This window comes from Cupriavidus sp. GW822-FHT03E04 (assembly GCF_058801495.1).
This window is the reverse complement of the sequence record NZ_JBXANI010000045.1, coordinates 25,521-46,700: the sequence shown is the minus strand read 5'-3', so window position 1 is coordinate 46,700 and position 21,180 is coordinate 25,521. Positions and strand designations below refer to the sequence as shown.

Below are 21,180 nucleotides of genomic sequence, written 5' to 3'. Positions count from 1 at the left end.
CTACCGTAGGTATTGGCTATTCGGGCAGAAACGGCAGACCGGGCGCGCGGCTCTCCATCCGATATTGGCGGCCAGGCTTTTAGCCGACGAACGCGCCCGGCACCGGGTCTTCGCCGAGCACCGAGAGCAGGATGGCCCAATGCATCGCTTCGTCACCCAGGATGCTGCCGGCGGCCTTGGTCAGCTCGCGATTGTGGAAGTTCGGCAATACGCCCAGGTAGGCCGCGGTGGCCCCCTTCTCCAGGCCGGCGGCAAAGCGCAGTACGTCGGCCTGGGTTTTCAGCTGATCGGTCGGGAAGCCGTATTCGCCCGGCTTTTTGGTGATCACGGGGCTGCCGCCCATCTTGGACACCGTGCCCGCCAGCACCTGTGCGTGTGCCTTGTGGTGCGTCTGGAACTTGACCGCTGTTTCCAGCACGGGTTTTTGCAGCAAACCGCTCTCCGCGCCAACCTGATAGGCCGCGATGGCCTGGTATTCCAGCCCGAGGGCAACATTGAGAATCGCGATATCGTCCTTGGTGCTGCCGGACTGAACCTGCGCCCATGCTGGCATCGACTCGCCCAGGCTCATCACCGCCAGCGATCCCAGCGCGAATAGGCCGGGGACTTTCAGCAAGCCGCGCCGGCGCGCATCCGGCGCAACAAGGATGCGGCTGTCCGTGTCCTCGCCGGCCTGGCGTTCGTGCTGCGCGGTGCTCGACTGCATGCGTTCCATGGTGTTCTCCTGTATAGGGGTGGACGGCGCCTTCATGGGGTCGCATGCGCTCGGATGCGGCTTGCATCGCGGCTGCAACGGCGGCGCCTGTCTCTTCTACGCGCGCAATTGGCCATCGGATGCAGCGATCCTTCGCATGCCGCGCGCGAGCCGTGCCTATAATCCGGGAACGTCACTTGCTGATATCCGCCCCCGGTGCCCTCCTCCCCCGCCGACTCCTCTTTTGCCCCCAGGCCGGCCGACGCCGACCTGCTTGCCGCGTTGCTGCAAGGCGCGGCCATGGGAGACCGGCACGCCTTGCGGCAGCTCTACGACCAGACCGCAACGAAACTGTTTGGCCTCGCGCTGCGTATAACCAACAGGCACGACTGGGCGGAGGATGTGGTGCAAGAGAGTTTCGTCAGCATCTGGCATCACGCCGGCGACTACCGGCCGCACCTGGCTGCCCCGATGACCTGGATGACAGCCATCGTGCGCAACCGGGCGCTGGATTGCCTGCGCCGCCAGGCAGCTGCCCGCACCAGCCAGACCGTGGAGCTGGACGACAGCCTTGGCGAGTGGCTGGCCGACGAAGCGGCCGGCCCGGCGGAACTTGCGCTCGCCAGCCAGCAAGCGCGGGCGTTGAACCAGTGCCTGCAGCGGCTGGAACAGCCACAGCGGCAGGCTATCTCGCTGGCCTACCTGAAGGACATGAGCCATAGCGAGCTGTCCGAACAATTGCAGGTGCCGCTTGGCACCATCAAGTCATGGATACGGCGCGGCCTGGAGCGCCTGCGCACGTGCCTGGAAAGCCTGTCATGAACCTCAGCCGCCATCCCGACCTGATCGACCGCCTTGCCGCGCAGTACGCGCTGGGCGTGTTGCGCGGGGGCGCGCGCCGCCGGCTGGAGACGCTCGCCCGCGAGGAACCCGCGATCCGCGCTGCCATCAGCCACTGGCAGTCCAGGCTGTCAGGCCTTGCCGAACTCCAGCCTGCCTCGGCGCCGGTGGAGAAGGTGTGGTGCGGGATCGAACAACGGCTGGGCTGGCAAGCCATGAAGGCGTCCGACGCGGCCACCCCGGCCGGTGCGGCACCCGCAGCCTGGTGGCAACGGCTGTGGGCCGCCCCCGGCTTCTGGCGCGGTGCCACCATGGCGACCGCCGCGCTGGCAGCCGTGGCAATCGGCCTCAACGTGCGGATGGTCCGTCAGCTGGACACTGCCCCGCTGGTCAATGCCGTGGCCGTGCTCAACGACGATCAGGCCCAGGCCGCCGTGCTTGTGACTTGGGATGCACGTTCGCAAGCGCTTACCTTGCGCCGCCTGGATCACCTGCCACTGAACGATGCGCAGGCCCTGCAGCTTTGGGCCCTCCCCGCCGGCGGCAAGCCGCAGTCGCTCGGCGTGATCGGGCACCAGCGCCAGTTGCGCCTGGCGGTCGCCCAGGCGCTGGGCAAAGTGCCGGCGCTGGCGATCAGCGTGGAGCCGCGCGGCGGCTCGCCCGACCCCAACGGCCCCACCGGGCCGGTGGTGTTCAAGGGCCAGGTCATCGACAACACCTTATAGGGCGGTCCGGGAGGCCCTCCCGGACCCGCTACCGTCTGCGTGGGGCCCGGCAGCGATATAATCGTGGTTTCCCCGAATTCTCTCGTTCGCCCCGCGGCCCGCCGCCGGCTTGCGAGCTAACCCAGCCTTACCGCCCATGACCTCCCAACTTGCCAAGAAAGGCGAAGCCTGGTCCGCCCGCTTCTCCGAACCGATGTCCGACCTGGTGAAGCGCTACACCGCTTCGGTGTTCTTCGACAAGCGCCTGGCTCTGTTCGACATCCAGGGTTCGCTGGCGCACGCCGCCATGCTGGCCAAGCAGGGAATCATCGCCGAGGCCGACCGCGCCGAGATCGAGCGCGGCATGACGCAGATCCGTGGCGAGATCGAGGCCGGCGGCTTCGAGTGGAAGCTCGACCTGGAAGACGTCCACCTGAATATCGAAGCGCGCCTGACCGCGCTGGTCGGCGACGCCGGCAAGCGCCTGCACACCGGCCGCTCGCGTAACGACCAGGTCGCTACCGATATCCGCCTGTGGCTGCGCAGCGAGATTGACACCATCATCGGCCTGCTGGGCGCGCTGCGTGGCGCGCTGCTGGACCTGGCCGAGAAGAACGCCGACACCATCCTGCCGGGCTTCACCCACCTGCAGGTGGCCCAGCCGGTCACCTTCGGCCACCACCTGCTGGCCTACGTGGAAATGTTCACGCGCGACGCCGAGCGCATGGCCGACTGCCGCCGCCGCGTGAACCGCCTGCCGCTGGGCGCCGCCGCGCTGGCCGGCACCAGCTACCCGATCGACCGTGAGTTCGTGGCGCAGCAGCTGGGCTTCGACGGCGTGTGCCGCAACTCGCTGGACGCCGTCTCCGACCGTGACTTCGCCATCGAATTCTGCGCCGCCGCCGCGCTGGTGATGACCCACATCTCGCGCTTCTCCGAAGAACTGGTGATCTGGATGAGCCCGCGCGTGGGCTTTATCGATATCGCCGACCGCTTCTGCACCGGTAGCTCGATCATGCCGCAGAAGAAGAACCCGGACGTGCCCGAACTGGCGCGTGGCAAGACCGGCCGCGTCAACGGCCACCTGATCGGCCTCTTGACCCTGATGAAGGGCCAGCCCCTGGCGTACAACAAGGACAACCAGGAAGACAAAGAGCCGCTGTTCGACACGGTGGACACCGTGGCCGACACGCTGCGCATCTTCGCCGACATGGTGCCGGGCATCTCGGTCAAGCCGGACGCCATGCGCGCCGCCGCGCTGCAAGGCTACGCCACCGCCACCGACCTGGCCGACTACCTGGTCAAGCACGGCCTGCCCTTCCGCGATGCCCACGAAGCCGTGGCCCACGCGGTGCGCGCCTGCGACGACCGCCGCTGCGACCTGGCCGACCTGACCGTGGCCGAGCTGCGCGAAGTCACCGGCCTGGGCGACAAGGCCGCGCTGATCGGCGATGACGTGCACGCGGTGCTGACGCTGGAAGGCTCGGTCGCGGCGCGTAACCACATCGGCGGCACCGCGCCGGCACAGGTACGCGCGGCCATTGCCGCGGCGCGCGCCACGCTTTAAACGCAGGCTGCGGATTCAATGCAGCGCAGCGTGCCGATGTAAGTTTCACGTAAGTTTTGTTTTGAAAGAAAGCCGCCAGGGCAGACCCCTGGCGGTTTTTTTTATTGTTTCCCGGCTCTTTTGATTTTTGCGCGAAGCGGTAGGTATTAGCCCCAAGCGCCGAAGCATTTTGTTACAGATAAACTAATCGCCGCAAAAACAGGGGAGACAACCCATGTATTACTTGCTTGGTCTGTCACGACAGATCGACAGGTTGAATCAGCACACGGGCAGGCTTGCAAACATCATGATCCTGCTGTCGTGCCTGATCAGCGCAGGCAACGCCCTGCTGCGTTACGGCTTCAACCTCAGCGACAACTGGCCGCTCGAGCTGCAATGGTATATGTTCGCCATCGCGGTGATGTTCGGCGCCTCCTACACCTTCCAGCGCAACGAACACGTGCGCGTGGACCTGATCTACGGCAACGTATCGGAGCGCGCGCAACACTGGATCGACATCTTCGGCATTGTCTTTTTCCTGCTGCCATCCTGCGTGCTGTTTGCCTGGCTGTCGTGGGAATCGCTGTTCCTGCCCTCGTGGCACATCCTCGAGCAATCCGGTAACTCCGGCGGCCTGCCGCGTTACCCGATCAAGCTGGTGGTGCCCCTCGGCTTCGCCCTGCTTGCCTTGCAGGGCGTGTCCGAGCTGATCAAGCGCATCGCCGCCCTCAAGGGCCTCGTGCGCATCGAATCGAAATACGAGAGGCCGGTGCAATGATTCCATTGGAATATATGCCGCCGCTGATGTTCGGCGGCCTGGTGGTATTCATGCTGATCGGCTTCCCGGTCGCATTTTCGCTGTCGGCGGTGGGTCTTGCCTTCGGCATCCTGGCCATTCAGTTTGGCTACTTCCCGGTCAGTTTCCTGCAGGCGGTGCCCAGCCGCGTGTTCGGCAGCGTGCTGGCCAACGAGTTGCTGCTCGCCATCCCGTTCTTCACCTTCATGGGGGCGATACTGGAGAAGTGCGGGCTGGCCGAGGACATGCTGGACTCCATGGGCCAATTGTTCGGCCCGGTGCGCGGCGGCCTGGGCTACTCGGTCATCATCGTGGGCTTCATCCTCGGCGCCATCACGGGCACCGTGGCGGCGCAGGTGATCGCCATGGCGATGATCTCGCTGCCGGTCATGATGCGCTACCGCTACAACATGAAGTACGCCACCGGCGTGCTGGCGGCGTCGGGCACCATCACGCAGCTGGTGCCGCCGTCGCTGGTGCTGGTAGTGCTGGCCGACCAGCTCAAGACGCCAATGGGCAGCGCCGACGTGGGCAGCATGTACCTGGGCGCCTGGGGCCCGTCGGTGATCCAGATCGCGCTGTTCGCGCTTTATACCTTCGTGCTGGCCCGCATCAAGCCCGACTGGCTGCCGCCGGTGCCGGTGGAAGAACGCACGCTGCGCGGCTGGGCGCTGTGGCGCAAATGCCTGCGCGGCATCATTCCCTGCGCGGTGCTGATCTTCCTGGTGCTGGGCACGATCATGCTCGGCATCGCCACGCCGACCGAATCCGGCGCCATGGGCGCGGTCGGCGCGCTGGTGCTGGCGGTGCTGCGCGACCCCGGCTTCGGCAAGCTCGACCGCAATATCTATCGTATCGGCCTTGCCGCCACGGGCGTGGCCATCATCGCCGGCACCGTCGCGTTCGGCTCGCATGCCTTCCGCATTCCGCTGGCGGTGGTCTACCTCGTGATCACGTGGCTGCTGCTGCGTGCCGGGCAACTGACCGCGCTGCGCGGGCTGATCATCGAGGCTTACCAGTCCACGGCGCGCATCACCGCCATGGTGGTGTTCATCCTGATCGGCTCCACCTGCTTCTCGGTGGTGTTCCAGGGCGTGGATGGCGGAGCCTGGGTGGAGCACATGTTCACCTCGCTGCCGGGCGGCTGGATCGGCTTCCTGCTGGTGGTCAACCTGTTCATCTTCTTCCTCGCCTTCTTCCTGGACTTCTTCGAGATCGCGTTCATCGTGGTGCCGATGCTGGCGCCGGTTGCGGTCAAGGTGCTGGCGCCGGTCGTCGCCGATTCGATGGGCGGCAACCCGGAAGCGGCAGCCACCGCGGCGCTGGTGTGGTTCGGCGTGATGCTGTGCGTGAACATGCAGACCTCCTTCATGCACCCGCCCTTCGGCTTCGCGCTGTTCTACCTGCGCGGCATTGCGCCCAAGGAAGTGAAGAGTTCCGACATCTACTGGGGCGCGCTGCCCTGGGTCGGCCTGCAGCTGATCATGGTCGTGCTGGTGATGTTCTGGCCGGGCCTGGTGACGATGTTCCTGGACAAGGGGTCGTTGCACCATAGCAATGCGGCGGAGGTCACGATTCCGCTGGGGGGTGAGAGTCCGGGCGGCGCGGCCTCGGTGCCGGCGCCGGTGCCAGGCGGCCGTAGCGAGCCTGGCACGCTGGAGTTGCCGGCGGCGCCTGCCGACAGCGAGCCCGCTACGCCGCAGTTCGAGTTCGACAAGAAGAAGTAGCGAGAGAATGCGCCGGCGGATTCGGTCGCCAGCATGGAAAAAGGCCTCGGGTTCCGTTCAAACCCGAGGCCTTTTTGTTTTCCGGGGTTGCCCCCGCATCTTGTCTGCTTGGTTCAGGTCACGGCAGCAGCAGGATAGCGCCCGTGGTCGCGCGCGCCTCTGCCACCCGATGCGCCTCGGCCACCTGCTCAAGCGGGAAGCGCGCGCCAATGGCGGCCCGGATCGCGCCCTGCCCGATCGCCTGGAACACATCCGCCGCGTTGGCACGGAACGTCTGCGGATCGGCGTTGTGCGGGAACACCGATGGCCGCGTCAGGAACAGGCAGCCCTTCTTGCTGAGCAGTTCCGGCTCAAACGCCGGCACGGGCCCCGAGGCGGCGCCATAGAGCGCCACCAGCCCGAATGGTGCCGCGCAGTCCAGCGAGCCCATGAAGGTATGCTTGCCCACCGAGTCATAGACCACGCGTGCCTTGCGCCCGTCGGTGGCGGCAATCACCTGCTCCACCCAGTCCGCCTGCGAATAGTTGATGGCGACATCGCACCCTGCCGCGCGGGCCACTTCGCACTTCTCGGCCGAGCCGGCGGTGCCGATCACGGTGGCGCCGAGCGCCTTGGCCCAGCTGCTGAGGATCTGCCCTACGCCGCCCGCGGCGGCATGCACCAGCACGATGTCGCCGGCTTGCACGGGATGTGTCTTGCGCACGAGGTATTGCGCGGTCATGGCCTTGAAGAAGATCGCCGCGGCGGTGAGGTCGTCGATGCTGCCGGGCAGCTTGACCAGCTTGTCGGCGGGCACGTTGCGCCGGCTGGCATAGGCACCGATGCCAGCGTGCATGTAGACCACGCGGTCGCCTTCGCGCAGGGCGGTCACGCCCTCGCCCACCGCTTCGACCACGCCGGCGGCTTCATGGCCCAGCCCGGTCGGCGACGGCAGCGGGTACTTGCCCGAGCGCTGGTAGACGTCGATATAGTTGAAGCCGATGGCGGTCTGGCGCAACTGCACCTGGCCGGCCGCCGGCGCGGGCAGCTCGGCATCCACCAGGCGCATCACTTCAGGGCCGCCGAACTCCGTCAATTCCACCACGCGTGCTGATGTCATTCCCACTCCGTCGAGGTTGCATAGATTTGTGAGCGCCACTCTATCGCAATCTCGCGCGGCGCGTCGGCCGTGCGCAAGGCATGGGCGAGCGCAGAAAAAAGGCCTCGCACACGCGAGGCCTTCATTCTTGCCGCCAGCCTGCGTTACTTCACGCAGTCGACGAAATACGCCTTGCCACCCCCCTCGACCTCTTCCTCGACCAGGCCGTGGATGTCGGTCTCGAAGCCGGGGAACAGCTTGTTGAACTCGCGCGCGAACTTCAGGTACTGCACGATGATGCGGTTAAAGCGCTCGCCCGGAATCAGCAGCGGAATGCCCGGGGGGTAAGGCGTGAGCAGGATGGCGGTAACGCGGCCTTCCAGTTCGTCGACGGCCACGCGCTCGATCTCGCGGTGGGCCATCATGGCCCACGCGTCCGACGGCTTCATTGCCGGTTCCATGTCCGACAGGTACATCTCGGTGGTCACGCGGGCCACGTCATTGGCCTTGTAGACGCTGTGGATCGCGTCGCACAGGTCGCGCAGGCCGAGCTTCTCGTACTGCGGATGCTTGCCGACGAATTCCGGCAGCACGCGCCACAGCGGCTGGTTCTGGTCGTAGTCGTCCTTGAACTGCTGCAACTCGGTCACCAGCGAGTTCCAGCGGCCCTTGGTGATGCCGATGGTGAACATGATGAAGAACGAGTACAGCCCGGTCTTCTCGATGATGATGCCGTGCTCGGCCAGGTACTTGGTGACGATGGCCGCAGGGATGCCGCGGTCGCTGAACTCGCCGTCCACGTCCAGGCCCGGGGTGATGATGGTGGCCTTGATCGGGTCGAGCAGGTTGAAGCCGTCGGCCAGGTCGCCGAAGCCGTGCCAGCGTTCGTTGGCCTTGAGCATCCACTCTTCACGGTCGCCGATGTCGTCCTCGACCAGCGCCTCGGGGCCCCACACCTTGAACCACCAGTCGCCGTTGTTGCCGGCATCGTAGTCGCCTTCGACCTTGCGCATGGCGCGGCGGAAGTCCATCGCTTCCTGGATGCTTTCTTCGACCAGCGCGGTGCCGCCCGGGGCTTCCATCATCGCCGCCGCCACGTCGCACGAGGCAATGATCGAGTACTGCGGGCTGGTGGACGTGTGCATCAGGTACGCCTCGTTGAACCGGTAGCGGTCCAGCTTGCGCGTATCCGAATCCTGCACGAGGATCTGCGAGGCCTGCGACAGGCCGGCCAGCAGCTTGTGCGTGGACTGCGTGGCGAACACCAGCGCGTCCTTGCTGCGCGGGCGGTCTTTGCCGATCGCGTGCATGTTGCGATAGAAGTCGTGGAATGCCGCATGCGGCAGCCAGGCTTCGTCGAAATGCAGCGTGTCGATCTCCGTGGCCAGCATTTCCTTGATCTGTTCGGCGTTGTACAGCACGCCGTCGTAGGTGCCCTGGGTGATGGTCAGGATGCGCGGCTTCTGGTTCTTGGCCTGGCTGGCGAACGGGTGCGCGGCAATCTTGCGGCGAATGGTCTCGGGATCGAACTCGCTCTTCGGGATCGGGCCGATGATGCCGTAGTGATTGCGCGTGGGCATCAGGAACACGGGAATCGCGCCTGTCATCATGATCGCGTGCAGGATCGACTTGTGGCAGTTGCGGTCCACCACCACGATGTCGCCCGGCGCCACGTTGGCATGCCACACCATCTTGTTCGAGGTGGATGTGCCGTTGGTGACGAAATACATGTGGTCGGAGTTGAAGATGCGCGCGGCATTGCGCTCCGAGGCCGCCACCGGGCCGGTGTGGTCGAGCAGCTGGCCGAGCTCATCGACGGCATTGCAGACGTCGGCGCGCAGCATGTTCTCGCCGAAGAACTGGTGGAACACCTGGCCGACCGGGCTCTTGAGGAACGCCACGCCGCCGGAGTGCCCCGGGCAGTGCCACGAGTAGGAGCTGTCCTGCGCGTAGGCGATCAGCGCCTTGAAGAACGGCGGCGCCAGCGAATCCAGGTAGACCCGGGCTTCGCGGATGATGTGGCGCGCGACGAATTCCGGCGTGTCCTCGAACATGTGGATGAAGCCGTGCAACTCGCGCAGGATATCGTTGGGGATATGCCGCGAGGTGCGGGTCTCGCCGTACAGGAAGATGGGCAGGTCGGTGTTGCGGCGGCGCACTTCGTTGACGAAGGCGCGCAGTTTCTCGATGGCCGCGGCTTCGGGCCGGTCGTCCTCGCTGACGAACTCGTCGTCGTCGATCGACACGATGAACGAAGAAGCACGGCTGGACTGCTGGGCGAAGGAGGTCAGGTCGCCATAGCTGGTCAGGCCCATCACCTCCATGCCTTCTTGCTCGATGGCCTGCGCCAGCGCGCGGATGCCCGAGCCGGAAATGTTCTCGGAGCGGAAGTCTTCATCGATGATGATGACGGGGAAGCGGAATTTCATTTGGCATCCTTGGACGGCAAGAAGGACTTGAGCCACATGGCCCGGGGATTCGTCCCCCTGGGTCGGCATGTGGCTCGACGTTCAGGCTTGGCGCGCGGCCCCGGGGTTTCCCGTAACACCGCAACGCGCGCATTGTATGCGATCAGGTCTTCGGCAGTGTGACACCTTGCTGACCCTGGTACTTGCCACCGCGATCGCGGTAGGAAGTCTCGCAGATCTCGTCGCTCTCGAAGAACAGCACCTGGGCACAGCCTTCACCGGCGTAGATCTTGGCAGGCAGCGGCGTGGTGTTCGAGAACTCCAGCGTCACATAGCCTTCCCATTCCGGCTCGAACGGGGTCACGTTGACGATGATGCCGCAGCGCGCGTAGGTGCTCTTGCCCAGGCAGATGGTCAGCACGCTGCGCGGAATGCGGAAATACTCCATCGTGCGGGCCAGCGCGAAGGAGTTCGGCGGGATGATGCAGACATCGCCCTTGAAGTCGACAAAGGACTTTTCGTCGAAGTTCTTCGGATCGACGATGGTGCTGTTGATATTGGTGAAGATCTTGAATTCGTCGGCGCAGCGGATGTCGTAGCCGTAGCTCGAGGTGCCGTACGAAACGATCTTGCGGCCGTCTTCTTCCCGTACCTGGCCGGGCTCGAAGGGCTCGATCATGCCGTGCTGTTCCGCCATGCGGCGGATCCACTTATCGGATTTGATGCTCATAGGGGTATCGGGATGAACAAATGAGGGCAGGCTCGGGCGCGGCCCATGCTGACCGGGAACACTGCTCGCATTTGCTCACAGGCGCGCCGGACCTGCCGGGGCCTTGCGATGGGCCGCATTGTACAACCAAAATCCGGCATCACCGCCTTAAATGCCGCCCCGGCCCCGGAACGGGCTGTCCGCCCCCGGGCGTCAGGCCGTGGCTTGTTCCGGCAACTGGTGCCGGAAGCGTTCGCGGCCGGTATAGAGCAGGAAGTGGCGCCCCGTGCACCGGGCAAAGAGAGCCAGGTTGACGCGCCGGGCCATCTGGTAGCCCATCTGCGTGACGCCCGAGCGCGACAGCAGGAATGGAATGCCCATCTGGGCGCCCTTGATCACCATCTCCGAGGTCAGCCGCCCGGTGGTGTAGAACACCTTGTCAGCGCCGCTCATGCCTTCGAGCCACATCAGCCCCGCGATGGCATCCACGGCGTTGTGCCGGCCCACATCCTCGATGAACATCAGCAGCTCGCGCCCGCGGAACAGTGCGCAGCCATGCACGGAGCCGGCCTGTTTGTAGACCGACTGCTGCAGCCGGATGGTGTCGACGATGCCGTAGAGCGTTTCCTGGTCCAGGGTGGCGTCGTCCGGCAGCCGGATATTGTCCACTTCGTCCAGCAACGAGCCAAACACGGTGCCCTGGCCACAGCCGGTGGTCACCACCCGGCGCGCCGTGCGCTCCTCGATGCGATCCACGCCCGTGCGGGTCGTGACGGCGGCGGATTCGGTCTCCCAGTCGACCTGGATGGCAGCAATATCCTCGACCGATTCGACCAGGCGCTGGTTGCGCAGGTAACCCAGCACCAGGGCCTCGGGCGCCCCGCCCAGCGTCATCAACGTCACCAGCTCGCGTTTGTCCAGGTAGACCGTCAGCGGGCGCTCGCCGGGCAGGAAGGCCTGGCGCACGCGCCCCTGCTCGTCGACCACCTCGACCTCTTCGATCAAGGGGACGCACGCGTGGGTCATTTCAGGGCGCAGGGGCATGGGCGTTGGGGATGCGGGATGGGCGGCGCGCGCCGGGAACCGCCGGCCCGCGCTGCCCCCCATCCGTCAGGACTTGGCGATCACGCCGCAAGCGATGCGGCCGCCGGAGTTGCCGGTGGGCTGGGTCTTGTAGTCGTCCGGGTCCTTGTGGACGACCACCGCGCGGCCCACCAGGCTGGTGGGGCCGGCGCCCAAGGTCACGCCGGTCAGCTCGAAGCTGGCCTGGGCGCGGCCGGTAGCGTCGGCCTTGAGGTTGTTGATGTCGCCAGCATGATGGTCGGGCATCGACATCGAACCGTGCGGCTTGGCCGTCGGGTTGAAGTGGCCGCCCGCGCTCATGGCGTCGGGGGCCGAGCAGTCGCCCTTCTCGTGCACGTGGAAGCCGTGCTCGGTATTGGGCGGCAGGCCGGTTACGTCGGCCTTGACCAGCACCGTGTCACCGCGCTGGGTGAAGGTGATGCTGCCCTGCGTCGCGGTACCGCTCTTGGACGCCAGCGCGGCGACCGCGGTATCGGACCTGCTCATCCCCATGCCCCCGCAGCCGGCCAGAGTGCCTGCCAGGGTGCCCGCTACAGCCAGACCGAAAAGTACACGTACACGCTTCATGCCGAACCTCCTCTCACGGTGATGTCCGGGGCGATTGTACCGCTCCCGTGCCCGGCGCTGCGGCCGGTTTGTGATCCGAAGGCGTGGCGGCAGGTGCGGGGGAAGGCCCTCCAGCAGTGCTTGCTGCGGCTTGCGCAGCCGGCGCTTGCGCCACGAACGGGCCCGGATCGTCGCACGGCGCGGCGGTGGCAGCCGCCGCCACCACCTTGCCTTTGGCCTGCATGTCGCTGTAGTAGTGCGCCGCCGCCTTGTCTTGCGCTCGGCACAGCTGATAAGCGGCCACCTTGTCGGCCCAGCCGGCGCGCGCCTTGGCCTCGTCGGCCTTGAGCTTTTGCGCCTCGGTCGGCGGCGGCAGTTTGGCCAGGGCGCCTGTGCCGCCAAGGGCCAGGGCGAGCACCAGCAGAATGCGGTTCATGGATCGGGCTCCTCGTTGGGGATCGGCCGTGCGCGCTCAGACTTCGCCCGGGCTGGCCCGGCCGCCGGCACGCTCGCCCGGCTCTGGCTCGGCCGCGCGCTGCACGGGGATCTTGCCTGCCTTGATATCGTCGTACCAGAGCTCGTGGTGCTCCTTGGCCCAGGCTTCATCGACCCAGCCGTCGCGCATGGCGCGGTAGGCCCCTTCCATGCCGATGGTACCCATGTAGATATGGCCGCAGGCCATGGCCATCATCAGCACCGCCGCGATGCCATGGATGACGTTGGCAACCTGCATGGTGGCGCGGTAGAAATCCATGCCGGGCACGATCATGTCGAGCACCCAGCCGGAGGCCGACAGGATCAGGCCGAAGACCACCAGCCCGCCCCAGAACCAGGCCTTCTCGCCAGCGTTGAAGCGCCCGCTTGGCACGTGCTTGCCGGACACGAGCCCGCCGAGCTTGATGAGCCACTGCCAGTCCTCCCGGGCGGGGAAGTTGTCGCGCACGAAGATCACGAAGCCGACGATCACCGACAAGGTAAAGACCGGGCCGACGATGTTATGGACGTTCTTCAGCAGGTAGGTGAGCCAGCCGAACAAGGTGTGGCCCATCAGGGGCAGCAGGAAATGCTTGCCGAACAGCATCACGATGCCCGAGACCGCCAGCGTGACGAATGAAATCGCCATGGTCCAGTGCACCATGCGCTCCAGCGGCGTAAAGCGCTGGATCATGCGGCCGGTACGCGGCGTCTTGAGCGGGATCGCGCCGCGCCAGAAGAAAAAGGCCAGGATCGCGGCGGGCACCACCACGATCAGCCAGCCACCCCAGACGGTGATCACCCCGTTGCGGAACAGGCGCCACTTCTGCCCGGTGCGCTGGATCAGCACCCCGGCTTCCTTGGCTGGCAGGCTGCTGTAGTGCGCCTGGTCGGAATTCGCCTCCCGCCAGACCGGCGCGTTGTTGCCCGGTTGATCCTTGCTACGCGCCTGCTGGGCCTGCGCCTCGGCTGCGAGATCGCGGCGGGGCACGTTGAAGATGTTCTCGGAAGCGATGCCCGCGAAGGGCTGGGCCGGATGCGTGGCGGGGTTGTTGGCCTCGGCGGGCGCGCCGGCCGCCTGCGGCGCGGAAGCGCCCTGGGCCGGGGCTTGGGCTTGCGCCCGCGCGGCCCCGGGCGGCGCCAGCAAGGCCAGCGCGCAGGCCACCCCCACCAGGTAGCGGAACCAGCCAGGATTGAGCGTCGGCTTCATATGCCCTCCATCGGGTCGGCCAGGGTGCGCCCCGGGCTTCGCATCGCCGCCGTCATGGCGTGCGGTTGTATTCGTTCTGGTACTGGTTGCGCTCGCGGATCTGGTTTTGCCAACTGGTCTTGTCGCCTGGCGTCCAGCCCTTGGCCACGAAGGGATCGCCCGGCGCGCCCTCGTACGCCGGCGCGTCGGATTTCTTGTGCGCCGCCGTGGCGGTCTGCGCGCGCTCGCCACAGGCGGCCAGCGCGGTGCAGCCGGCGGCCAGCAGGATCAGCAACAGGCGGGTCATGATGGCTGCGCTCCTGAAGCGGGTGGTGCGGCGGGCGGCGCCGCACCCGCACCCGCGGTACCCTGCGTGGCGCCCTTGTTGCCGTAGGCCGTGCCCCAGCCGAACACATCGCCGCCCTTGCCGCGCTTGATCACGCGGTTGCGCAGTATGTCGGCAATGACGTCGCCGTCGCCGCCCAGCAGCGCTTTGGTCGAGCACATTTCCGCACACAGCGGCAGCTTGCCTTCGGCCAGCCGGTTGCGTCCGTACTTCTCGAATTCTTCGTCGCTGCCGTTTTTCTCCGGCCCGCCGGCGCAGAACGTGCACTTGTCCATTTTGCCGCGCACGCCGAAGGTCCCGGCGCTGGGGAACTGGGGAGCGCCGAACGGGCAGGCGTAGGAGCAGTAGCCGCAGCCGATGCAGACGTCCTTGTCGTGCAGCACCACGCCGTCTTCGGTACGGTAGAAGCAGTCGACCGGGCACACCGCCATGCAAGGCGCGTCCGAGCAGTGCATGCAGGCGACCGAGATCGATTTCTCGGCGCCGACGATGCCGTCGTTGATGGTCACCACGCGGCGCCGGTTGACGCCCCACGGCACCTCGTGCTCGTTCTTGCAGGCGGTGACGCAGCTGTTGCACTCGATGCAACGCTCGGCGTCACAGATGAATTTCATGCGTGCCATGGTCGTTCCTTGCCCTTGGTCTCTGTCCCTATCGCCATCTCTGCCGCCAACTCTGTCGCCAACTCTGTCGCTATCTCTGTCGCTATCTCGATGTCGATCACAACCGCATTCACGTGAACCGTGCGATCTGGCAGATCGTGGTCTTGGTTTCCTGCATCATCGTCACCGAGTCATAGCCGTAGGTGGTGGCCGTGTTGATGGCCTCGCCGCGCACGATCGGCATCGCGCCCTCCGGGTAGTAGTCCTTCAGGTCCTTGCCCTGCCACCAGCCAGAGAAGTGGAACGGGATGAAGGCGGTATCCACGCCGACGCGCTCGGTCACCAGCGCGCGCACCTTGATGTGCGCGCCGGTGGGCGTACTGACCCAGCAGAAGTCGCCGTTGCGGATGCCGCGATCGGACGCCGCGCGCGGGTTGATCTCGACGAAGTTCTCCTGCTGCAACTCGGCCAGCCACGGGTTGGACCGGGTTTCCTCCCCCCCGCCCTCGTACTCGACCAGGCGGCCGGAGGTGAGAATGATCGGGAACTTCTCGTAGAGCTTGTTCTCGACGTTGCGCTGCTGCAGCGACTTGTACAGCGTGGGCAGCCGCCAGAACGCCAGCTTGTCGTCGTGCGTGGGGTACTTGGCGACCATGTCGGGCCGGGTGGAATACAGCGGCTCGCGGTGCTGCGGGATCGGGTCAGGGAAGTTCCACACGATGGCCCGCGCCTTGGCGTTGCCAAAGGGGTGACAGCCATGGTTCTTCAGCACCACGCGCTGGATGCCACCGGACAGATCCGTCTTCCAGTTCTTGCCCTCGGCCTTCTGCTTCTCGGCGTCCGTCAGCTCATCCCACCATCCCAGCTTCTTCAGCAGCACGTGGTCGAACTCCGGATAGCCGGTGGTAATGTCCGCGCCTTTCGAGTACGAGCCATCCTCGGCCAGCAGGCTGACGCCGTCGCGCTCCACGCCGAAGTTGGCGCGGAAGTTGCCGCCGCCGTCCATGACGTTGCGGCTGGTGTCATACAGGTTGGGCGAGCCGGGGTGCTTGAGCTCCGGCGTGCCATAGCACGGCCACGGCAGGCCAAAGTAATCGCCGGTCAGGTCGTAGCCGGTCAACGGATCCTTGCCGCCCAGGCAGCGCAGCGTGCGCACGTCGAACTTCTCCATATTGCGCATATGCGACTTGAGCCGCTCGGGAGATTGCCCGGTGTAGCCGATGGTCCAGTTGCTGGCATTGATCTCGCGCAGGATGGATTCGACTTCGGGCTCCATCCAGGTCCGGCCCGCGCGCTTGACCTCGTTGAGCTTGAAGTTCTTCGACAGCTCCTTGCCAAAGCCGAGCCGCTCGGCGAAGGCCTGCATGATGGTGTGGTCCGGCATCGACTCGAACAGCGGCTCGATCACCTTCTCGCGCCACTGCAGCGAGCGGTTGGAGGCCGTGCAGGACCCGGTGGTCTCGAACTGCGTGCAGGCCGGCAGCAGGTAGACCGCGCGGTTCGGGTTGACCTTGTCGCCTTCCGCCGGCGGCATGTTGGCCATCGCGGCGGTGGCTGACGGATACGGGTCGATCACCACCAGCAAGTCGAGCTTGTCGAGCGCCTTTTTCATCTCCAGGCCGCGCGTCTGCGAGTTGGGCGCGTGGCCCCAGAAAAACACCCCGCGGACGTTGTTGTCCTGGTCGATCAGCTCAGGCTTCTCGGTCACGATATCGATCCAGCGCGACACCGTGGTGCCGGACTTCTCCATCATCGCCTGCGAGGCGTACTGCTTCTCGATCCATTCGTAGTCGACGCCCCACACCGCGGCATAGTGCTTCCAGGCGCCAGTGGCGAGGCCATAGTAACCCGGCAGCGAGTCCGGGTTGGGGCCCACGTCGGTCGCGCCCTGCACGTTATCGTGACCGCGGAAGATGTTGGCGCCGCCGCCCGACACGCCGATATTGCCCAGCGCCAGCTGCACGATGCAGGAGGCGCGCACGATGGCGTTGCCGATGGTGTGCTGGGTCTGGCCCATGCACCACACCAGCGTGCTGGGCCGGTTCTTGGCCATGATCTCGGCAACCTGATGGACCTGCGCCTCGGGCACGCCGCAGACTTCCTCGACCTTGTCCGGCGTCCACTTGGCGAGGACTTCCTCCTTGACGCGGTCCATGCCGTAGACGCGATCGTTGATGTACTTCTGGTCTTCCCAGCCGTTCTGGAAGATGTGGTACAGCACGCCGAACAGGAAAGCGATATCGGTGCCCGAGCGGACCCGTACGTAGTAATCGGACTTCGCGGCCGTACGGGTGTAGCGCGGATCGACCACGATCACCTTGCAGCCGTTCTCCTTGGCGTGCAGCAGGTGCAGCATCGACACCGGGTGCGCCTCGGCCGCGTTGGAGCCGATATACAGCGCCGCGCGGGCGTTCTGCATATCGTTGTACGAATTGGTCATCGCACCATAGCCCCACGTATTGGCCACGCCGGCCACCGTGGTGGAGTGGCAGATGCGTGCCTGGTGGTCGGTGTTGTTGGTGCCGAAGAACGATACCCACTTGCGCAGCAGGTAGGCCCCTTCATTGCTGTGCTTGGAGGAGCCGACGAAGAACATCGAGTCCGGCCCGGTCTGCTGGCGGATCTCTTTCATCCTGGCGGTGATCTCGTCGAGCGCCTGATCCCAACTGACGCGCTGGTATTTGCCGTTCACCAGCTTCATCGGGTACTTCAGCCGGTACTCGCCGTGGCCGTGCTCGCGCAGCGCGGCACCCTTGGCGCAGTGCGCGCCCATGTTGATCGGCGAATCGAAGACAGGGTTCTGGCGCACCCACACGCCGTTGTGCACCACGGCATCGACCGCGCACCCCACCGAGCAGTGGCCGCACACGGTACGGCGCACCACGATATTGCCCTTGTCCTCGCCGCCGGCCGCCGCGCCTGACGCATCCGCGGCATCGGCCCGACGCAACAGCGTCAGCTGCGAAGCCGCCAGCCCCGCGCCCACCCCGATGCCGGAGCGCTTGAGAAAGCTGCGCCGGTCCATGGTGGGCATGGCACCCGCCAGCCCGGCAGCCAGACGCTCGGAGAGCCGGCCACCAGCGCGCTCGCCCGAGCCGCTAGCCAGTTGCGAAGATGCGCTGCCCTGCGCCGCGCGTTTGCGGGTCAAGATCATGTATCACCCCAGGATGGAAACGAGGTAGAGCTAGGCGTGCGCCAGGCGCGGCCACTCACACCAGCGTAGTCCGGTAGTACTTGCGAATATGCTCTGTGACCCGGTAGCCGTCGCCGTCGGTCGACGTGACATCGGGAATGGCCGCCGCCAGGCTGGGCACGGCGGGCATGGCCGGACCGCGCGAAGTCAGCGCGGCGGCGGCGCCGGCCGCGGCAACAACCCCGGTGCCGGCAAGGAAGGCGCGGCGCGCGGCCTTCGGCTGCTTGTCTTTCATTTTGGGGGGCTCCTCGGCCTGTCCAGACCGATTACCAATCCTGTTATGAACACTACTGCCTATTTTAGAATGATATGTGTCGAAAGACCATGACTCCCCGGGATTTCCATGATGGCAATCAAGAACTTGCGTGCGATCAATGCATGTCCAGCGCGATCGCCTCGACCGCCATGAAGGCCTTCAGCAGCGCGGCCACGCGGGCATAGAGCTGCGCTTGCGGATGCGCCGCCGCGCTGTCGCACAGGGTTTCCACCCATGACTGCAGATGGCGCGAGAAAAAGTGCTGCTGCTCGGCAAGGTTTGCCACGCCACCGTCCTCGCCCGCCACCAGGAAGCGCATCACCTCGCACAATGTGGCGATGTGATCCTCGGTTTCGCTGACATTGTCCTGGCGCACCAGGCCATAGCGCGCCAGGTCGTCGCGCAGCGCCACCAGCGGGCGCTCATTGAGGAAGCCGGTCTGGTAGTAGGAGCCGTACAGCAGGACTTCCGGCTTGCCCACGCCGACGAACAATTGCTGGTATTCGTCGCTGGCTTGCTCGGCCGTGGTGACCGATGCTGCGTCGCACAAATCGTTCCAGGCGTCGCCCAGCGGCGTGGCGGCGTCCTCGCCGTGCGCGCGGTTGGCGGCGATATGGTGCAGCAGCGCGGCATCCGGCGCGCGATACAGCAGCGTGGCCAGCAGGCCGTACAGGTCCGCCCGGGCGGTGTCTTCTGCGTCGGGCGCCGCGTGGGCGACCGGAGGGATCAGCTGGATAGGCTGGAAATCTGTCATGTCGTGATGATTCTCAAGGATGGCCTGCTTGGCTACTGCAAGGCGTTGCCGCTGGCCTCGCCGCTGTTCTTTTCCATCATGTCGACAACGCGGCAATCGCCGCACATCTTCAGGCGCTCGGCGGCCTCGCCGGCAAACGCCGGGTGGCTCGCCAGCCGGGCCAGCATGGCATGCACCATCTGGGCGGTGCCGAACGGCTTGGCGCAGCGAATGCAATGGAAGGGCTGGGTCTCGGCCAACGTCACGGTGCGGCGCGCTTGCTCACCGGTGAGCAAGCGGGGCACCAGGGTGATGGCGTCTTCCGGGCAGGTCTTCTCGCACAAGCCGCACTGCACACAGTTGCGCTCCAGGAAGCCCAGCACCGGCTGCTCGGGATTATCGCGCAGGGCTTGCGAGGGACAGGCGCCAACGCAGGCCATGCACAACGTGCAGCGCCCGGTGTCCACCGCCACCGCGCCCAGCGGCGCTCCGGCAGGCAGCGCAACGCTGGCGGCCGGGCGCGGCGCATTGCGCACGAGATGATCCAGCGCAAAATCCAGCGTCTCGCGCTTGGCGGCCGCAGCGTGGAACACGGCGGCTGGCAGGTTGCTCCCCGGCGCGGCCAAGGCCGATAGTTGCACGTCCAGCGTGACGGCATCCGGGCCATCGACCAGCGACAGGCATTCGCCGTCATAGCCGAGGCCCGCCAGAATAGCCTGCCCCACTGCTACCTGCCCGGCCAGCGCCGTGCGGTATTGCGGGGCTTCGTCACCGGTGAGCATCACGGCGACACGTCCGGCGCCCCAGCAGATGGCCGCCAGCCACAGCTCAAGCCCGCACGCGGCCGGGTGGAACAACCCCACCGGAATCACATTGGGCGGCATGCCGTGGGCCTGTCCGGCGCGCGCAGCGCGGCCCAAAGCCAGGATGGGCGCATTGCCGTACTCCTCGCCATGCAGCAACAGCACAGCGTCGCGCCCGCCCGCAGCGCGGTAGGCCGAGATCAGGGTGCGCAAGCGCTCGCCGAGGTGATCCGGCTTGGGATAGGCATAGCTGATGGCGCCGGTTGGGCACACCGTGGTGCAGGCGCCGCAGCCCATGCACAGGTTCGGCGTGACCTCAATGCGGCCGCGCCCGTCGTGCCATTGCGAGCGGATCGCTTCGGTGGAGCAGATGTCGATACAGGCCGTGCAACCCGTGGTCTGGTTGCGGCCATGCGCGCAGAGTTTCTCCTTGTACTGGAAGAACTTCGGCTTCTCGAACTCGCCCACCAACTGGACCAGTGCCAATGCCTGCGCCTGCTGGCGCAGCGCATCCGCGCCGGCGTACAGGTAGCCCTGCGGCGGCGCGTGCATGAGGAAGGCCGGCGTGTCGGCCAGGTCGAACACCAGGTCGAAGCGTTCCGTGGCAGTGGCGGCCGGGCGCTCGAAATCGATCGCGGCAGCGGCGCCGCAGGCCTTCACGCAAGCGCGATGCGAGCGGCAGCGGTCCAGGTCCACCTGGTAGCTGAAATCGATGGCGTCTTCCGGGCAAGCGTCGATGCAGGCATTACAGCGCGTGCACAGGTCCAGGTCGATCGGGTTGCTGCGTCCCGCGCCGGTCTCCCAGCTGGCCTCGAAGGCGCCCAGCCAGCCGCCGAGCTTGACCAGCTTGCCGCTGTGCACGGGGAACGCCCGCGAGGCGGGCAGGCCGGCCGGGGCCATGGCCCCGGCGGCGGCGGCGCTGAGCAGCACCGAAACATCCATGCCGGCTTCGGCCAGCTTGCCGGCCCAGGGAATCGCACGGTCGGCGGGGCCTAGCACCAGCACAGCGCCGCCAGAGCGGTAGTCCACCACGGGCACCGGATCCGGGTCCGGCAGCGCGGCGGCGGCCAGCAAGGCAGCGATCTTGGCGTTGGCGGTTTTCGGGTCGCGCCGCGCCCCCTGCGACCAGCCACCGGTCTCGCGGATATTGACGAAGCGCACGGGCGCCGTCATGGTGCCCTCGGCCTGGCGCCGGGCGGCTACCTCGGTAAACAGCGCGCGCTCCTGCGTGCAAGCCACGATGACATCGTCGGTGCCGGCGAGCGCGGCGGTGAAGTCTCCAATCTCGCGGCGGCACAGCAGATGATGGACCTTGAGTGGCGTCTTCACGCCACCCGCGGGCGCGGGAACATTGCCCGACAATGCCGCCCCGTCAAGCGGCATCGTGTCGTTGCAATTGCAGATCAGCGTCGGCATGGAGAGTGCGGCTGGCCGGCCTGGCCGCTCCATTTGT

19 protein-coding genes are annotated in these 21,180 nt (G+C 66.2%); 5 read left to right on the top strand and 14 right to left on the bottom strand.

Annotation, left to right across the window (positions count from 1 at the left end; all coding sequences use genetic code 11):
* Positions 1–79: 79 nt before the first annotated feature.
* On the bottom strand, positions 80–715 hold the full coding sequence (locus AC1RQC_RS38475) for a ferritin-like domain-containing protein (RefSeq protein ID WP_492376711.1): 636 nt from the start codon (positions 713–715) through the stop codon (positions 80–82).
* A gap of 195 nt (positions 716–910) precedes the next feature.
* On the opposite strand from AC1RQC_RS38475, the gene AC1RQC_RS38470 reads away from it, so the two are divergent.
* The 5 genes from AC1RQC_RS38470 to AC1RQC_RS38450 all read left to right on the top strand — a co-directional run bounded on the left by AC1RQC_RS38470 (position 911) and on the right by AC1RQC_RS38450 (position 6,307).
* Positions 911–1,516: a sigma-70 family RNA polymerase sigma factor gene (locus tag AC1RQC_RS38470; RefSeq protein WP_416049442.1), complete on the top strand. Its 606-nt coding sequence runs from the start codon at positions 911–913 to the stop codon at positions 1,514–1,516.
* Positions 1,513–2,259: an anti-sigma factor gene (locus AC1RQC_RS38465; protein WP_492886609.1), complete on the top strand. Its 747-nt coding sequence runs from the start codon at positions 1,513–1,515 to the stop codon at positions 2,257–2,259. The genes AC1RQC_RS38470 and AC1RQC_RS38465 overlap by 4 nt, the downstream gene beginning before the upstream one ends.
* Positions 2,260–2,395: 136 nt before the next feature.
* The gene (argH, locus tag AC1RQC_RS38460) at positions 2,396–3,805 is read left to right on the top strand and encodes an argininosuccinate lyase (RefSeq protein WP_006160535.1); all 1,410 of its coding nucleotides are present in this window, start codon (positions 2,396–2,398) and stop codon (positions 3,803–3,805) included.
* 214 nt (positions 3,806–4,019) lie between these two features.
* Entirely contained in the window at positions 4,020–4,562 is a 543-nt protein-coding gene (locus AC1RQC_RS38455; RefSeq protein WP_492374991.1) for a TRAP transporter small permease subunit, read from the top strand.
* Positions 4,559–6,307 carry a TRAP transporter large permease gene (locus tag AC1RQC_RS38450; protein WP_416049445.1) on the top strand — a complete coding sequence of 583 codons (1,749 nt, stop codon included), beginning with the start codon at positions 4,559–4,561 and terminating at the stop codon, positions 6,305–6,307. Before AC1RQC_RS38455 ends, AC1RQC_RS38450 begins: the two co-directional genes overlap by 4 nt.
* Positions 6,308–6,425: 118 nt before the next feature.
* Here the strand turns inward: AC1RQC_RS38450 and AC1RQC_RS38445 are convergent, their stop codons facing one another.
* From AC1RQC_RS38445 to AC1RQC_RS38385, 13 genes are all read right to left on the bottom strand, one after another.
* The gene (locus tag AC1RQC_RS38445) at positions 6,426–7,406 is read right to left on the bottom strand and encodes a quinone oxidoreductase family protein (RefSeq protein ID WP_492886606.1); all 981 of its coding nucleotides are present in this window, start codon (positions 7,404–7,406) and stop codon (positions 6,426–6,428) included.
* A gap of 143 nt (positions 7,407–7,549) precedes the next feature.
* Complete coding sequence (locus tag AC1RQC_RS38440) at positions 7,550–9,814, bottom strand: arginine/lysine/ornithine decarboxylase (protein ID WP_183036612.1); 2,265 nt, start codon at positions 9,812–9,814, stop codon at positions 7,550–7,552.
* 142 nt (positions 9,815–9,956) lie between these two features.
* The gene (dcd, locus tag AC1RQC_RS38435) at positions 9,957–10,523 is read right to left on the bottom strand and encodes a dCTP deaminase (RefSeq protein WP_017230746.1); all 567 of its coding nucleotides are present in this window, start codon (positions 10,521–10,523) and stop codon (positions 9,957–9,959) included.
* A gap of 192 nt (positions 10,524–10,715) precedes the next feature.
* Positions 10,716–11,546: a formate dehydrogenase accessory sulfurtransferase FdhD gene (locus AC1RQC_RS38430; RefSeq protein WP_174422654.1), complete on the bottom strand. Its 831-nt coding sequence runs from the start codon at positions 11,544–11,546 to the stop codon at positions 10,716–10,718.
* Between the two features lie 66 nt (positions 11,547–11,612).
* Complete coding sequence (locus AC1RQC_RS38425; RefSeq protein WP_492374982.1) at positions 11,613–12,152, bottom strand: superoxide dismutase family protein; 540 nt, start codon at positions 12,150–12,152, stop codon at positions 11,613–11,615.
* Positions 12,153–12,165: 13 nt separating this feature from the next.
* Complete coding sequence (locus AC1RQC_RS38420; RefSeq protein ID WP_492886604.1) at positions 12,166–12,567, bottom strand: hypothetical protein; 402 nt, start codon at positions 12,565–12,567, stop codon at positions 12,166–12,168.
* A gap of 36 nt (positions 12,568–12,603) precedes the next feature.
* Positions 12,604–13,815: a formate dehydrogenase subunit gamma gene (locus tag AC1RQC_RS38415; protein WP_492374980.1), complete on the bottom strand. Its 1,212-nt coding sequence runs from the start codon at positions 13,813–13,815 to the stop codon at positions 12,604–12,606.
* 52 nt (positions 13,816–13,867) lie between these two features.
* On the bottom strand, positions 13,868–14,101 hold the full coding sequence (locus tag AC1RQC_RS38410; protein ID WP_150984024.1) for a hypothetical protein: 234 nt from the start codon (positions 14,099–14,101) through the stop codon (positions 13,868–13,870).
* Complete coding sequence (gene fdh3B / locus AC1RQC_RS38405; protein ID WP_492374978.1) at positions 14,098–14,763, bottom strand: formate dehydrogenase FDH3 subunit beta; 666 nt, start codon at positions 14,761–14,763, stop codon at positions 14,098–14,100. Before fdh3B ends, AC1RQC_RS38410 begins: the two co-directional genes overlap by 4 nt.
* A 109-nt stretch (positions 14,764–14,872) precedes the next feature.
* Positions 14,873–17,896, bottom strand: coding sequence for a molybdopterin-dependent oxidoreductase (locus AC1RQC_RS38400; protein ID WP_492886602.1), 3,024 nt, complete (start codon positions 17,894–17,896; stop codon positions 14,873–14,875).
* 55 nt (positions 17,897–17,951) lie between these two features.
* The gene (locus tag AC1RQC_RS38395; protein ID WP_043348783.1) at positions 17,952–18,170 is read right to left on the bottom strand and encodes a formate dehydrogenase; all 219 of its coding nucleotides are present in this window, start codon (positions 18,168–18,170) and stop codon (positions 17,952–17,954) included.
* A gap of 136 nt (positions 18,171–18,306) precedes the next feature.
* Positions 18,307–18,945 (bottom strand): TorD/DmsD family molecular chaperone, encoded by a 639-nt coding sequence (locus AC1RQC_RS38390; protein ID WP_492374976.1) that lies wholly within the window; start codon positions 18,943–18,945, stop codon positions 18,307–18,309.
* 32 nt (positions 18,946–18,977) lie between these two features.
* Positions 18,978–21,143: a 4Fe-4S binding protein gene (locus AC1RQC_RS38385; protein WP_492886600.1), complete on the bottom strand. Its 2,166-nt coding sequence runs from the start codon at positions 21,141–21,143 to the stop codon at positions 18,978–18,980.
* Positions 21,144–21,180 lie beyond the last annotated feature (37 nt).

Excerpts from the sequence above, each read along its gene's own strand:
- AC1RQC_RS38395 (WP_043348783.1), bottom strand. The coding sequence starts at position 18,170 with ATGAAAGACAAGCAGCCGAAGGCCGCGCGCCGCGCCTTCCTTGCCGGC.
- AC1RQC_RS38420 (WP_492886604.1), bottom strand. The coding sequence starts at position 12,567 with ATGAACCGCATTCTGCTGGTGCTCGCCCTGGCCCTTGGCGGCACAGGC.
- AC1RQC_RS38400 (WP_492886602.1), bottom strand. The coding sequence starts at position 17,896 with ATGATCTTGACCCGCAAACGCGCGGCGCAGGGCAGCGCATCTTCGCAA.
- AC1RQC_RS38440 (WP_183036612.1), bottom strand. The coding sequence starts at position 9,814 with ATGAAATTCCGCTTCCCCGTCATCATCATCGATGAAGACTTCCGCTCC.
- AC1RQC_RS38415 (WP_492374980.1), bottom strand. The coding sequence starts at position 13,815 with ATGAAGCCGACGCTCAATCCTGGCTGGTTCCGCTACCTGGTGGGGGTG.
- AC1RQC_RS38430 (WP_174422654.1), bottom strand. The coding sequence starts at position 11,546 with ATGCCCCTGCGCCCTGAAATGACCCACGCGTGCGTCCCCTTGATCGAA.
- AC1RQC_RS38390 (WP_492374976.1), bottom strand. The coding sequence starts at position 18,945 with ATGACAGATTTCCAGCCTATCCAGCTGATCCCTCCGGTCGCCCACGCG.
- dcd (WP_017230746.1), bottom strand. The coding sequence starts at position 10,523 with ATGAGCATCAAATCCGATAAGTGGATCCGCCGCATGGCGGAACAGCAC.
- AC1RQC_RS38465 (WP_492886609.1), top strand. The coding sequence starts at position 1,513 with ATGAACCTCAGCCGCCATCCCGACCTGATCGACCGCCTTGCCGCGCAG.
- AC1RQC_RS38445 (WP_492886606.1), bottom strand. The coding sequence starts at position 7,406 with ATGACATCAGCACGCGTGGTGGAATTGACGGAGTTCGGCGGCCCTGAA.
- AC1RQC_RS38425 (WP_492374982.1), bottom strand. The coding sequence starts at position 12,152 with ATGAAGCGTGTACGTGTACTTTTCGGTCTGGCTGTAGCGGGCACCCTG.
- fdh3B (WP_492374978.1), bottom strand. The coding sequence starts at position 14,763 with ATGGCACGCATGAAATTCATCTGTGACGCCGAGCGTTGCATCGAGTGC.
- AC1RQC_RS38385 (WP_492886600.1), bottom strand. The coding sequence starts at position 21,143 with ATGCCGACGCTGATCTGCAATTGCAACGACACGATGCCGCTTGACGGG.
- argH (WP_006160535.1), top strand. The coding sequence starts at position 2,396 with ATGACCTCCCAACTTGCCAAGAAAGGCGAAGCCTGGTCCGCCCGCTTC.
- AC1RQC_RS38475 (WP_492376711.1), bottom strand. The coding sequence starts at position 715 with ATGGAACGCATGCAGTCGAGCACCGCGCAGCACGAACGCCAGGCCGGC.
- AC1RQC_RS38450 (WP_416049445.1), top strand. The coding sequence starts at position 4,559 with ATGATTCCATTGGAATATATGCCGCCGCTGATGTTCGGCGGCCTGGTG.
- AC1RQC_RS38410 (WP_150984024.1), bottom strand. The coding sequence starts at position 14,101 with ATGACCCGCCTGTTGCTGATCCTGCTGGCCGCCGGCTGCACCGCGCTG.
- AC1RQC_RS38455 (WP_492374991.1), top strand. The coding sequence starts at position 4,020 with ATGTATTACTTGCTTGGTCTGTCACGACAGATCGACAGGTTGAATCAG.